The 12894-nt window shown below is 64.6% G+C and carries 10 protein-coding genes; 4 read left to right on the plus strand and 6 right to left on the minus strand.

Annotated elements, in window-relative coordinates:
- Positions 1 to 2 precede the first annotated feature (2 nt).
- Together LQD11_RS03260 and LQD11_RS03265 are read left to right on the plus strand one after the other, a co-directional pair.
- Positions 3 to 587, plus strand: coding sequence for an FKBP-type peptidyl-prolyl cis-trans isomerase (locus LQD11_RS03260; protein WP_238616245.1), 585 nt, complete (start codon positions 3 to 5; stop codon positions 585 to 587).
- Positions 588 to 629: 42 nt separating this feature from the next.
- The gene (locus LQD11_RS03265) at positions 630 to 1226 is read left to right on the plus strand and encodes a hypothetical protein (protein WP_238616246.1); all 597 of its coding nucleotides are present in this window, start codon (positions 630 to 632) and stop codon (positions 1224 to 1226) included.
- Between the two features lie 15 nt (positions 1227 to 1241).
- Here LQD11_RS03265 and LQD11_RS03270 read toward each other — a convergent pair whose 3' ends face one another.
- Entirely contained in the window at positions 1242 to 2783 is a 1542-nt protein-coding gene (locus tag LQD11_RS03270; protein WP_238616247.1) for a bifunctional GNAT family N-acetyltransferase/carbon-nitrogen hydrolase family protein, read from the minus strand.
- A 35-nt stretch (positions 2784 to 2818) separates the two neighbouring features.
- Complete coding sequence (gene metH, locus LQD11_RS03275) at positions 2819 to 6580, minus strand: methionine synthase (RefSeq protein WP_238616248.1); 3762 nt, start codon at positions 6578 to 6580, stop codon at positions 2819 to 2821.
- Positions 6581 to 6844: 264 nt separating this feature from the next.
- Between metH and LQD11_RS03280 the strand changes: the two genes are divergently transcribed.
- Positions 6845 to 7555: an arginyltransferase gene (locus tag LQD11_RS03280; protein ID WP_238616249.1), complete on the plus strand. Its 711-nt coding sequence runs from the start codon at positions 6845 to 6847 to the stop codon at positions 7553 to 7555.
- Positions 7556 to 7607: 52 nt separating this feature from the next.
- Here LQD11_RS03280 and LQD11_RS03285 read toward each other — a convergent pair whose 3' ends face one another.
- The 4 genes from LQD11_RS03285 to ampD form a co-directional block, all read right to left on the minus strand.
- Positions 7608 to 8372, minus strand: coding sequence for an inositol monophosphatase family protein (locus LQD11_RS03285; RefSeq protein ID WP_238616250.1), 765 nt, complete (start codon positions 8370 to 8372; stop codon positions 7608 to 7610).
- A gap of 59 nt (positions 8373 to 8431) precedes the next feature.
- Positions 8432 to 9046 (minus strand): histidine phosphatase family protein, encoded by a 615-nt coding sequence (locus tag LQD11_RS03290; RefSeq protein WP_238616251.1) that lies wholly within the window; start codon positions 9044 to 9046, stop codon positions 8432 to 8434.
- Between the two features lie 68 nt (positions 9047 to 9114).
- Entirely contained in the window at positions 9115 to 9990 is an 876-nt protein-coding gene (ampE, locus tag LQD11_RS03295; RefSeq protein WP_238616252.1) for a regulatory signaling modulator protein AmpE, read from the minus strand.
- A 273-nt stretch (positions 9991 to 10263) separates the two neighbouring features.
- Positions 10264 to 10812, minus strand: a complete 549-nt coding sequence (gene ampD / locus LQD11_RS03300; protein WP_238616253.1) for a 1,6-anhydro-N-acetylmuramyl-L-alanine amidase AmpD — start codon at positions 10810 to 10812, stop codon at positions 10264 to 10266.
- 69 nt (positions 10813 to 10881) lie between these two features.
- On the opposite strand from ampD, the gene rep reads away from it, so the two are divergent.
- The gene (gene rep / locus LQD11_RS03305; RefSeq protein ID WP_238616254.1) at positions 10882 to 12882 is read left to right on the plus strand and encodes a DNA helicase Rep; all 2001 of its coding nucleotides are present in this window, start codon (positions 10882 to 10884) and stop codon (positions 12880 to 12882) included.
- Positions 12883 to 12894: the final 12 nt, after the last annotated feature.

A 12894-nucleotide genomic window follows, 5' to 3' on the forward strand; every position in this document is an offset into this window, starting at 1 on the left:
CGGTGCTGAGTCTACTGCGCAACGTGCTGTTCCTGGCGGCCCTGAGCCTGGTGCTGCTGGTGGCCCTGTTCCTGGGCGCCCGCAGTTGCGGACTGACGCCGGAACAGGCCGAGGAGGCCCGCCTGTTGGTGGAGATGAACATCGAGGACGGCGAGGCCTATCGCAGCCGCAACGGCCGGCGGGACGGCGTGGTGACCCTGTCCAGCGGTCTGCAGGTGGAGATGCTGGCCCAAGGTGACGGACCCGTGCCGACCCTGGAAGACCGGGTGGTGGTGCATTACCGGGGCCTGCACCTAGACGGACGGGTGTTCGACAGTTCCTGGCGCCGGGCGGTGCCGTCGGTGGTGGCGGTACGGGATACGATCCCGGGCTGGCGGGAGGCCCTGGTGCACATGCCGGCGGGCAGCCGGGCCCGGCTGGTGGTGCCCCACTGGCTGGCCTACGGCGAGGGACGGGCCGGCGCCGTCATCGGGCCGGGGGAAACCCTGATCTTCGAACTGGAACTGCTGGAGGTGCTGGTTCCCGGCGAACCGGAAGACCCGCCCCCGGCGGACCCCATGCAGCAGACGGTACCGGGCATCGGCTGAATCGCGGCCGGCCACCCGGGCTTTTTACGAGGTGCCACGTCCATGCAAGGCAGCAACGTCATCAGGGCCGAGGGCGCGGGTTCCCCGGCGGTGGGACTCATGGCCGGGATCACCTGGCTGGGGATCTGCGTATTCCTGTTCCTGGACATCTCGCCATCCGCCGATGGCGACTGGATCGAGTGGGCGGTGATCGCCGTGTTCGGTCTGGCCGGACTGACCCTGGTGGCCCAGGGCATTCGCCAGTGGCTGGAGAACCGGCGCTGGGGACAGGTGGTGTTCCGCATGGACCCCTTCCCGGCCCGGCTGGGAGAGAGACTGTCGGGGATGATCCAGTTGCCCCACGGCCTGGAGGGTGGGCGGGAAGTGATCCTGTCCCTGTCCTGCATCGAGACCCAGGAACGGGAGCAGGACCGCTGGCGCAAGGTACTCTGGAACGAGACCCAACCCGCCGCCCGTACCGCCGGAGTGGGTCGCAGCAGCCGGCTGGGCGTGGATTTCCCGTTACCCACGGACCAGCCCCCCAGCAGTAGCTCCCGGTTGCCGGAATCGGTGCGGGTGCGCTGGGAGCTGGGTCTGGAGGTGAAGGGGCGCACCGGCCGGCTGCGACGACGGTTCGTGGTGCCGGTGGAGGCGCGTTAGCCCCTCCTCCTCCGGCTATCGCTTCCAGCGCACCTCGTACAGGTCCAGCCGCCGATCCACCAGGTTGCGCACGGCCCCGTGGGTGCGCAGTTCCTTGAGATTGTCCAGATCCAGGTCGGCGATCAGGGTCATCTCGGTGTTGGGGGTGGCCTCGGCGGCCACCGCGTCATGGGGGAAGGCGAAGTCCGAGGGCGTGAACACCGCCGCCTGGGAATACTGCATGTCCATGTTCTCCACCTTCGGCAGGTTGCCCACGCTGCCGGAGATGACCACATAGCACTCGTTCTCGATGGCCCGGGCCTGGGCACAGCGACGCACCCGCAGGTAGGCGTTCTTGGTGTCGGTCCAGAACGGCACGAACAGGATCTGCAGACCCTGGTCCGCCAGCAGGCGGGGCAACTCGGGGAACTCCACGTCGTAGCAGATCAGGATGCCGATCTTGCCGAAGTCGGTCTCGAAGATGCGAACCTCGTCCCCCCCCTTCAGGCCCCAGTAGGATCGCTCGTCCGGGGTGATGTGCAGCTTGTACTGCTTGTCCCAGCTACCGTCCCGGCGGCACAGGTAGGAGACGTTGCGCAGTTCCCGACCATCGTACTCGGGCATGCTGCCGGCGATGATGTTGATGTTGTAGGCCAGGGCCAGGTTGACCATCTCCTGGCGCAGGGTGTCGGTGTAGTCGGCCAGATGACGCACCGCCTCGGCGGTGTTGTCCTGGTTGAACTGGCCCATCAGCGGACCATTGAAGAATTCCGGAAACAGCACCACGTCGGCCTGATAGCCGGACACCGCGTCGACGAAATATTCCACCTGCTGCAGCAGTTCGTCGAGGGATTTCAGCGGCCGCATCTGCCACTGCACCGCCCCCACCCGCACCACCTGCTTGGTGGCGCCGATGAGGGTTTCCTTCTCCTCGTAGTAGATGTTGATCCACTCCAGCAGGGTGGCGTAGGCGTGGGATTCCTTGTCGTCGGGCAGGTAGTCGTTGATGATCCTGCGCACATGGAAGTCGTTGGACAGCTGGAAGGTGAGCACCGGGTCGGTGACCTCATGGGACTTCACCAGTTCCACATACTGCTGGGGGCTCATCTCCTCCCGGTAACGGGCATAGCCGGGGATGCGGCCGCCGGCGACGATAGCCCGCAGGTTGAGCTTTTCGCACAGTTCCTTGCGGGCGTCGTAGAGACGGCGCCCCAGGCGCATGCCCCGGTATTCCGGGTCCACGAACACGTCCACGCCGTAGAGGGTGTCGCCGTCCGGGTCATGGGTGGTGAGAAAGCCCTTGCCGGTGATCTCCCAGTATTTGTGACGGTCGCCCCAGCGCCGGTAGTCCACGATCAGGCTGATGGCCGCCGCCACCACCCGGCCATTGTCCTCGATGCAGATCTGGCCTTCGGGAAAGCGCTGGATCTGGGATTCGAACTGCTCCCGACTCCAGGCGCCGTCCAGATTGGGATAGACGGCCTCCATGATGTGATGGATGTCGTCGTAATCGGCCAGACGGGTGTTGCGCAAAAGCAGGCGATGCGAGTCGTATTCCGTGTCGCGGGACTCAGGCATGGGAACTCCGATGGATGTGGCGGTGTGGATACGGTTCAGTCCGGATCATAGCCCAGGTTGGGGGCCAGCCAGCGCTCGGCGACCTCCAGAAGCATGCCCTTGCGCCGGGCGTAATCCTCCACCTGATCCCGGTTGAGCTTGCCCACGGCAAAATAGCGGGACTCCGGATGGGAAAAATAGAATCCGGACACGGACGAGGCGGGAGACATGGCATAGCTGTCGGTGAGGGTCATGCCGGCATGGGTCACCGGGTCGATGAGTTCCCACAACAGGCCCTTCTCCGTGTGCTCCGGGCAGGCGGGATAGCCGGGGGCCGGTCGGATGCCCTGATACTTTTCCTTGATCAGGTCCTCGTTGGACAGGGCCTCGCCGGCGGCATAGCCCCAGAACTCACGCCGCACCCGTTCGTGCAGGTGTTCGGCAAAGGCCTCCGCCAGACGGTCCGCCAGGGCCTTGATCATGATGGCGGAGTAATCGTCATGGGCGGCCTCGAAGCGGGCGACGTGTTCGTCGATACCGCCGCCGGCGGTGACCGCAAAGGCCCCCAGATAGTCCCGCGGACCGCTCCCCTGGGGGGCGATGAAATCGCTCAGGCACATGTTCGGGGCCTGACGGGGCTTGCGGGTCTGCTGGCGCAGGTGGTGCAGACGCATCAGCGGCTCATGGCCCGCCGCGTCCCGGTAGAGCTGGATGTCGTCGGCATCCACCCTGGCGGCGGGGAAGAAGCCCACCACCGCCCGGGCCCGGAGCCAGCCCTCGTCGATGATCCGGCGCAGCATGGGCCGGGCATCGGCAAACAGCCGGGTGGCTTCCTCGCCCACGATCTCGTCTTGCAGGATGCGGGGATAGGCGGCATGCAGATCCCAGGCACGGAAGAACGGGGTCCAGTCGATGTAGTCCACCAATCGGTCCAGGGGATAGTCGTCAAATCGCAGCAGGATGCTGTCGGGACCATGAAGACGCAGGATCTCCGGGGCCGGCCCGCCCACGGACGGGGCCTGATCCGCATCCAGGACGGCGGGGCGCGGCGGGGTGTAACCGGACCAGTCCACCGGCGTCCGGTTGGTCCTGGCCTCCTCCAGGGTAAGCCAGTCCTGGGTCTTGCGGCGGGCGGCATGCTGTTCGCGCACATCCGCGTATTCGGCACGGATCTTCTCCCCATAAGGGCCGCGCAGCTCCGGGCTGACCAGACTCTGGGCCACGCCCACCGCCCGGGAGGCATCCTTCACCCAGACGGTGACCCCTTCATAGGCAGGGGCGATCTTCACCGCGGTATGGGCACGAGACGTGGTGGCACCACCGATCATTAGCGGCGTGCCGAAGCCTTCCCGCTGCAGCTCCGCCGCCAGATGGGCCATCTCCTCCAGGGACGGGGTGATCAGGCCGGACAGGCCGATCACGTCCACCTTGTGTTCCCGGGCCGCCTCCAGGATCTTTTGCGCGGGCACCATGACCCCCAGGTCGATGACCTCGAAATTGTTGCACTGGAGCACCACGCCGACGATGTTCTTGCCGATGTCGTGGACATCCCCCTTCACCGTGGCCATGAGGATGCGACCGTTGTTCTTCGAGTCGTCGCTCTTTTCCGCCTCGATGTAGGGGATCAGGTGGGCCACGGCCTTCTTCATCACCCGGGCGGACTTGACCACCTGGGGCAGGAACATCTTGCCGGCGCCGAACAAATCCCCCACCACGTTCATGCCGTCCATGAGGGGGCCTTCGATCACCTGAATGGGCCGGTCGAAGGTCAGGCGCGCCTCTTCCGTGTCTTCCACCACGTAGGCATCGATCCCCTTGACCAGGGCATGCTCCAGACGCTTGGCCACGGGCAGCGACCGCCAGGCCAGGTCTTCCTTGCGGGTCTCGCCACCGGTGTCGCGGAAACGGTCGGCGATCTCCAGCAAGCGCTCGGTGGCATCGGGACGGCGGTTGAGGACCACGTCCTCCACCCGCTCCCGCAGTTCCGGCTCGATCTCGTCATAGACCGCCAGCTGACCGGCATTGACGATGCCCATGTCCATGCCCGCGCGGATGGCGTGGTAGAGGAACACGGCGTGAATCGCCTCCCGCACCGGGTTGTTGCCGCGGAAGGAGAAGGAGACGTTGGAAACGCCCCCGGACACCAGGGCATGGGGCAGGGTTTGCTTGATGCGGCGGGTGGCCTCGATGAAGTCCACGCCGTAGTTGTCATGCTCCTCGATGCCGGTGGCGATGGCGAAGATGTTGGGGTCGAAGATGATGTCCTCGGCCGGGAACCCCACCACTTCGGTGAGAATCCGGTAGGCCCGCCGGCAGATCTCCACCTTGCGGTCCTCGGTATCCGCCTGGCCGGTCTCGTCGAAGGCCATGACCACCACCGCCGCGCCGTAGCGTCGCAGCAGGCGGGCCTGATGGATGAAGCTCTCTTCCCCTTCCTTGAGGGAGATGGAGTTGACGATGCCCTTGCCCTGGATGCACTTGAGTCCGGTCTCGATCACTTCCCATTTGGAGGAATCGATCATCACCGGCACCCGGGAGATGTCCGGCTCGGCGGCGGCCAGGCAGAGGAACCGCCGCATGGCCTCCACCGCGTCCAGCATGCCCTCGTCCATGTTCACGTCGATGACCTGGGCACCGCTTTCCACCTGCTCGGCGGCCACTTCCAGGGCAGTCTCGTAGTCACCGTCCTTGATCAGGCGCTTGAAGCGGGCACTGCCGGTGACGTTGGTGCGCTCCCCCACGTTCACGAACAGGGTGTCGGCGGTGATGTTGAAAGGCTCCAGGCCCGACAGGCGGCAGGCGGGGGTGATCTTCGGCACCGGACGGGGAGGATGTTTCTCCACCGCCTCGCGAATGGCCCGGATGTGGTCCGGGGTGGTGCCGCAGCAGCCACCGACGATGTTCAGCAGGCCGCTGCCGGCCCACTCACTGATCTCCCGGGCCATCTGCGCCGGGGTTTCGTCATAGCCGCCGAACTCGTTGGGCAGACCCGCGTTGGGGTGGGCGGAAACGTGGGTGTCGGCGATGCGGGAGAGTTCTTCCACATAAGGCCGCAGTTCCTTCGGTCCCAGGGCGCAGTTGAGACCGATGGAGAAGGGCCTTGCGTGGCGCAGGCTGTTCCAGAAGGCCTCGGTGGTCTGACCGGTGAGGGTGCGGCCGGAGGCATCGGTGATGGTGCCGGAGATCATCACCGGCCAGCGTTCGCCCCGATCCTCGAACAGGCCTTCCACGGCAAACACGGCGGCCTTGGCGTTGAGGGTGTCGAAGACGGTTTCGATCATCAGGATGTCCACCCCGCCGTCCAGCAGGGCCTCGGCGGCCTCCCGGTAGGCGGCCACCAGTTCGTCGAACCAGACGTTGCGAAAACCCGGGTCGTTGACATCCGGGGAAATGCTGGCGGTGCGGTTGGTGGGACCGAGGATGCCGGCCACATAGCGGGGACGGTCCGGGGTCTTGCGGGTGTATTCGTCGGCCACTTCCCGAGCCAGGCGGGCGGCCTCCCGGTTGATCTCCGGCACCAGGTCTTCCATGCCGTAGTCGGCCATGGCGATGCGGGTGGCGTTGAAGGTGTTGGTTTCGAGAATGTCGGCGCCGGCCTCCAGGTAGGCGGCGTGGACCTCGCGGATGATGCCCGGCTGGGTCAGCACCAGCAGGTCGTTGTTGCCCTTGATGTCCGACGGCCAGTCAGCGAAACGCGCTCCCCGGTAATCGGCTTCCTGCAATCCATAACCCTGGATCATGGTGCCCATGCCACCATCCAGAATCATGATGCGGCGCTGGATCTCCTGGTGCAGCTGAGTGAGTCTGTCGGAATTCATGAACATCTATCCGGTTGCGTCAAAGTTTTCCAGCATAACATGCTTGCCGGAACCATTCGTAGGCGCCCGCAACTGATCCAGGTCAGAGATTTACGGCTGACTCTGAACTAGCCTCGAAGCATGGTTGAAGGATGTTTACCGGGTCTCCTGGTCCTTGACCATCCGCCCGTTTGATTGGCGGGTTTCCATCCTCACACGGTTTCGGGCCGCCCCTGGCGGCCCTTTTTTTACCTTCTCACTGGCCAAAGGATCCGGACTCACACCGTGTCCCGACATGAATCCCTGATCTTCTACGCCACGGCGCCGGATACCTGTCCTTATCTGGAAAACAGGAAGATGGTGAGCCTGTTTGCCGATCCGGGCGGACCGATGAGCGTGGCCGTCTACGGGGAACTGCTTCAGCACGGATTTCGTCGCAGTGGCAGTCATGTGTATCGGCATCAGTGCCCACAGTGTCGGGCCTGTGTGCCCTACCGGATACCGGTGGCGAAATTCACGCCGGATCGCGGTCAGCGCCGGGTGCTCAAGCGTAATGCCGGGCTGTCGGTCACGATCCGGGAAGTGGGTTTTGATCCGGCCCATTACCGCCTGTACACGGCCTACGTGAACCACCGCCACCGGGGCGGCGGCATGGACAACCCCACGCCGGAAAGCTACCTGGGATTCGTGACCAGTCGCTGGTGCCGCACCTGGCTGGTGGAGTTCAGGGAAGAGGATTCGCTGCTGGGTGTTGCGGTGGTCGACCGGCTGCCGGATGCCCTGTCGGCGGTATACACCTTCTTTGACCCGGCGGCCCAGGCACACAGCCTGGGTACCCTGGCGATCCTGTGGCAGATCCGGCAGGCGCGGGAGGAAGGCCTGACCCATGTCTATCTGGGCTACTGGAATGCCCAAAGCCCCAAGATGGCCTACAAGAACCGCTTCCAGCCGGGGGAAGGACTGATCAACGGCATCTGGACACCCGTCACCACCTGAAGGCGCCCCGAACCACGCATCCCGGCAAACATCGGTTGTCGGCCCGGCTTTCTTACGGGTTGAGCAGCGTCAGGGCCTCGGCATGCAGCTCCGGGGTGGCCGCCGCCAGCACGCTGGTGGTTTCCAGAGTCAGGGGGCCGCCCTGAAGATCGGTGAAGATTCCACCCGCTTCACGCACAATCACCGCCAGTGCCGCAATATCCAGGATGTTGACGTCCGATTCCACCACCAGATCGATGCGCCCGGAGGCCAGCAGGTGGTAGTGGTAGAAATCCCCGTAACCCCGGGTCCGGTTGACCCGCTGGACGATGCGCGCCAGGCCCTGCCAGCCGGGACCACCGGCCAGGGTCTTGACATTGCCGATGGACAGGGTGGCCGCCTCCAGGGTGCGAATATCGCTCACCCGGATGGCCTCCCCGGCCAGGAAGGCGCCGCCGCCCGTTTCCGCATAGGCCATCTCCTCGAACTCGGGGGCATTGGAGACGCCGGCCACCAGTTCGCCGTCACGGCGCAGGGCGATCTGGGTGGAGAAGAAGGGATAGCGACGCACGAAGCTCTTGGTGCCGTCGATGGGGTCGATGAGCCACAGACAATCCGAATCCATGCGCTCCTGCCCGGTTTCCTCGCCATAGATGCCATGATCGGGAAAGGCGGCGGTGATGATGGACTTAATGGCCTTTTCCGATTCCAGATCGGCCACCGTCACCGGCGTCTGGTCCGGCTTGATTTCCACCGCCACATCCTGGCGATAGTAGCGCTGGATCACGTCCTGGGCACTCAGGGCGGCGTCGATGGCGGTCTTCAGGAATGGGGTCATGGCAGCTCCCGGCAGCGATGGAAAGGGCGCAAGGTTAGCATGAGCCGCGGGGGCTGCGATCAAGCGGAGTCGGCCAGATGCCGGCGATTGACGAATTCCAGCATCATGCCCCGGTCATCCCGCCGCAGGCGCGTCACACCCGCGTAGGGAATCTTGATGCGGTACATGGCCTCGGTGGGCACCTCCAACGCGGCACAGACGGCCGCCCGGATCACCCCCGCGTGGGTCACCACCAGCAGGTGCTCCCCCTCATGCCGGCGGATCAGGTCATCCAGCGCCCCATCGACCCGTCGGCGAAAGTCTTCCAGTGGCTCGGCGCCCCGGGGGCGGGCCCGCATGGGATCACGGAAGAAGGCGAGGAACGCCTCCGGGCTGTTTTGCCGAAGCTCCGTCGGGGTACGCCCCTCCCAGCTGCCGAACCCCACTTCCCGCAGATCCGGTACCTGGGTGAGTGGCAGATTCAGGGCACGGGACAGCGGCGCCGCGAAATCCAGGCAGCGACGCATGGGGGAACTGATGATCCGGCTCCAGGGACCCGAGGTCGGGGCGCGACCGCCCACGGCCCGCCACATCTGCTCCAGGCCCTGCTCGCTCAGGGGGTCATCCACGCCGCTGCCCCGGTAGCGTTCGCCGCCGGCCGGTTCACCATGGCGCAGAAGGTCGATACATGTCATGGGGGAAAATCCTGCTCAAGCCCTGCCGGGCCATGGGGCACCGGCAGGGCCATCGAAACGACGAGGCGCTAGCCGCTCACCCCGACGATGGTGAGCAGCGCCAGAATGGCCACGAAGGCGATCACGCTGCGAAATACCAGACTGGAAGCACGCTCCACCGCGGAACGGGCCTCCAGGGGCGCCTTGAGTTCTTCCTCGGTGAGCTGGATGGCCTCGCAACCGGCATCCCGCAACAGGGCCTCGTTCTCGGCCGCCATGTTGCCCCAGCTGCCCAGAATGCCGGCACGCAGCACGGGGAAGGCCCGGTCGAAGCTGCCGGTCAGGGCGTAGAACAGGGCCACCAGACGGGCGGGAATCCAGTCCAGCAATCCCTGCAGCTGGGTGGCGGTCTGCTGGAAGCCGTCCGGCTCCGCCCCCCGGGGTGCGCGCATCAGGTTGGCCAGACGATACAGCAGGGCACCCACGGGCCCCAGCACCACAAACCAGAACAGCACGGCAAAGAGACTGCCGTTGCTGCCGGTGAGCATTGTCTGCAGGACGGCCCGGGCGCGCTCGGCGGCATCATCCGGGACCTGATCTCCCAGCAGGTTGCGGGCATGCTTCATCTCCCGCTCCTCGTCCTTCATGGCACCGGCCTCCAGGAAGGCGTCCACTTCCTTGCCCAGGTTGCGGGGCCCGATGCTCAGCAGCAGCACGGCCAGGGCGATGAGCACGCCCACCAGGCCACCCAGGATCCCGCCGACAAGTTGCATGAGAATGACCAGCACCACCAGCGGGATGGCCACGGTGATGACCAGTGTCGGCGTGGCGCCAAGACCGAACCCTTCGCAACGTCCTCGTACCAGGCTGGTATATCGATCCAGCCAGGAGAAGTGTCTCAGGTTTTCGACGGCATTCGTGAAGCGTTCCACAAATAGTGTGACAAGTATGATGAACAGTGACATGACGGGCTTCCCGGGTTTGAAAAGGTGACTAAAGTTTCGTTGCTCAAAATCCTGCTTGCAAGTTTCGGCGCTACCGGATTCACTACGAAATCACATGATTTTCTCCAAGCAAAAAACTTGGATTTACTTTTAAAAAGTCCTGAATGCGCCCATCTGTTGTCGCACCCGGCAAATGCCCTCACTCCCGCGAAAACGGGAGTCCAGAACATCCAGTCCGCGATGGATTCCCGCTTGCGCGGGAATGACGCATTCAGAACTTCCCATGTCCGGAGATCAGGCATCCGACAATACTTGCAACCTGGACCATTCAAAACAAGGTCCTGGATCAGTCTTTCGGCCCGGAGCGATATCGGAATGCCCCACCACCGGGGCATCGGCCAGGCCGGTATAGGTCTTTTTCAGGACGGTGATGAGTCGGGCCAGCCGCTCATACTGGGCACCGGTAAAGGGATGAACATCACTGCCTTCCAGTTCGATGCCGATGGAAAAGTCATTGCAGCGTTCCCGCCCCTGAAAGCAGGACACCCCCGCATGCCAGGCCCGCTGGAGAAAAGGGACATACTGCACCATTTCACCATCGCGCCGGATCAGGACATGGGCGGAGACCCTGAGCCCCTGGATCTGGGCGAAGAAGGGATGCCCCTCCGGCGGCAGGGCATTGGTGAACAGCCGGTCGATCCAGGGTCCTCCGAACTCCCCCGGCGGCAGGCTGATGGCGTGGATGACGATGAGTTCCGGCGTCATCCCCGGCGGACGCGCATCCTGATTGGGGGAAGGCACCCGTGTTGCGATGTCCAACCAGCCGGTGGTGTCGATGTCCATAAAAGCCCTGAAAGCCTTGAAGTCCTGATAATTTGATAAAATGCCGCCCCGCCCCACACCCCCGTCGCCATGGACACCCTCAACCCGCAACAACGCGCCGCCATCGAGTACGTGGATGGCCCCTTGCTGGTGCTGGCCGGCGCCGGCAGCGGCAAGACCCGGGTGATCACGGAAAAGATCGCCCACCTGATCCGTCATCGGGGGCTTTCCCCCAAGCGGATCGCCGCCATCACCTTCACCAACAAAGCCGCCCGGGAGATGAAGGCCCGGGCCGGCAAGCTGCTGTCCCGGGAGGAAAGCCAGGGCCTGACGGTCTCCACCTTCCATACCCTGGGCCTGGACTTCATTCGCAAGGAGATCAAGACCCTGGGCTACAAGGCGGGATTTTCCATCTTTGACGCCGCCGACGCCCTGTCCCTGCTCAAGCAACTCACCCACCGGGACGACGATGGGGTGGAGGCCGAATCCGCCCGCCATCGCATCAGCCGCTGGAAGAACGACCTGCTCACCCCGGAACAGGCCCTGTCCCGCGCCGAGGATGACCTGGAAGCCGCTCAGGCCCGCCTGTATGCCGCCTACCAGCGGGCGCTCAAGGCCTACAACGCCGTGGACTTCGATGATCTGATCGTGCTGCCCGTGCGCCTGCTGGAAGAGAATCCGGAAGTGCGCGAGCGGTGGCGTCATCGCCTGCGCCACCTGCTGGTGGACGAGTATCAGGATACCAATACCTGCCAGTACCGTCTGGTCCGCCTGCTGGTGGACGTGGACGCGGGACTCACCGCGGTGGGGGACGACGACCAGTCCATCTACTCCTGGCGCGGTGCCCGGCCCGAGAATCTGGTGGCCCTGCAACAGGACTACCCTCACCTGAAGATCATCAAGCTGGAGCAGAACTACCGCTCCACCAACCGCATCCTGCAGACCGCCAACCACCTGATCGCCAATAATCCCCATGTGTTTGAAAAGCGCCTGTGGAGCGGCCTGGGCCAGGGCGATCCCATCCGGGTGCTGCCCTGCAAGGACGCGGACCACGAGGCAACCCGGGTGGTGTCCGAGATCATGAAGCATCGCTTCAAGCACCGCCTGGAATTCAAGGACTACGCCATCCTCTATCGGGGCAACCACCAGGCCCGGGTATTTGAAAAACTGCTGCGGGAAAACAACATTCCCTACAAGGTCAGCGGCGGCCAGTCCTTCTTCGAGAAGGCGGAAGTCAAGGACATCCTGGCCTACCTGCGTCTGCTGGCCAACCCCGATGACGACAGCGCCTTTCTGCGCATCGTCAATGTGCCGCGACGGGAGATCGGTGCCGCCACGCTGGAAAAACTGGGAGAGTATGCCGGTCGCCGCCATGTCAGCCTGTTCACCGCCTGTTTCGAGTTCGGCCTGACGGAGACCCTGTCCGCCCGGGCGGCGGAGCGGCTGCAGGCCTTTGCCCAGTGGCTGCAGGACAAGTCCCGGGCCGCGACCACCGGCGACCCCGCCGCCGTCGCCAAAAGCCTGGTGGAGGAGATGAACTACGAAACCTGGCTGCTGGACCAGAGCGCCAACCCCAAGGCGGCCTCGAAACGCATGGAAAACGTGCAGGAAGTGCTGGACTGGATGGGACGCCTGGCCAAGGAAGGGACCGGCGACGGCAAGAACATCGGGGAAATCGTCGCCCACATGACCCTGATGGACATCCTGGACCGGGCCGGCGGCGAGACCGAGGCCGACGGGGTGCATCTGATGACCCTGCACGCCGCCAAGGGGCTGGAGTTTCCCTGCGTCTTTCTGGTGGGCATGGAGGAGGAACTGCTGCCCCATCGGGTCAGCCTGGAGGAAGACACCCTGGAGGAGGAACGTCGCCTGGCCTACGTGGGCATCACCCGGGCCAGGAAGGCCCTGACCCTGACCTATGCCTGCCGACGCACCCGTTTCGGCGAGACGGTGGAGTGCGAACCCAGCCGCTTCCTGGCGGAACTGCCCGAGGAACACCTGGAATGGCCCGACGCCCGCCCCCCGGATCCGGAAGAAGTCCGGTTGACGGGGAAGGCCCACCTGAACAACCTCAAGTCCCTGCTGGGGTGAAGGTATCGGAAG

The sequence above is a fragment of the Ectothiorhodospira shaposhnikovii genome (assembly GCF_022227765.1).
Taxonomy (GTDB): Bacteria; Pseudomonadota; Gammaproteobacteria; order Ectothiorhodospirales; family Ectothiorhodospiraceae; genus Ectothiorhodospira.